This window comes from Psychrobacter sp. TB55-MNA-CIBAN-0194, from assembly GCF_040309505.1.
In the GTDB taxonomy this organism is placed as follows: domain Bacteria; phylum Pseudomonadota; class Gammaproteobacteria; order Pseudomonadales; family Moraxellaceae; genus Psychrobacter; species Psychrobacter fozii.
This window is the reverse complement of the sequence record NZ_JBEOOW010000029.1, coordinates 1-628: the sequence shown is the minus strand read 5'-3', so window position 1 is coordinate 628 and position 628 is coordinate 1. Positions and strand designations below refer to the sequence as shown.

Below are 628 nucleotides of genomic sequence, written 5' to 3'. Positions count from 1 at the left end.
GTTAAGGACGAAAAAGAATACGGTGGCCAAGACAAAATTCAGATACTGGGTGAAGTAGTTCTCCAGAACGGCGAAAGTCGAAACGACCTTATAACTCTAATAACTCATGACAAACAGTTGTTCGAAGGGCTTAAGGGTAAATCTATCAGAGTACCGGTATCGGTTTTTGCAAATGGTAAATCTATTACTTACTTCATTCCAAAAGGCTCTAAGCCTACGGCTGCACACTAAAAACACAGACCCCCAAAAGAGAGAGAGACAGGCAAAAGCTTGCCTTTGCCGTCCTCACTCTTGGGGGTTTTTTGCAAGCTCTGCTTGCCTTACTTGATACATAGAAATAAAGTGTGGATATTAAGGATAAAAATAACAAATGACTGAAAAAAGAAAACCCTCACTAGACGACACTTTGGCGGGTGAATCTAGCAAGGGCTTCAATGAAATATGTAATTTCTCTGGTAGAGTGCAACGCTACAGCGAAGCAAAGACCAGACAATTACAGATATTAAACCATGTTCGTGGTTTAAGCCAAGGGGAAAAGGCAAATTTTCAACTTCATTCCCTTTTGGATTTCGAGAAGCTACAAAGCCAACTTTGCAGTTGTGGTAATTATCTGGTCTTTCACCAGTAC

2 protein-coding genes are annotated in these 628 nt (G+C 40.8%); both read left to right on the top strand.

Annotation, left to right across the window (positions count from 1 at the left end):
• Positions 1 to 231: hypothetical protein (locus AAEY75_RS14105; RefSeq protein ID WP_352259908.1), on the top strand; the 231-nt coding region annotated here is incomplete at its 5' end.
• Positions 232 to 370: 139 nt separating this feature from the next.
• The coding region (locus tag AAEY75_RS14100; RefSeq protein ID WP_352259907.1) for a hypothetical protein at positions 371 to 628 on the top strand (258 nt) is incomplete at its 3' end.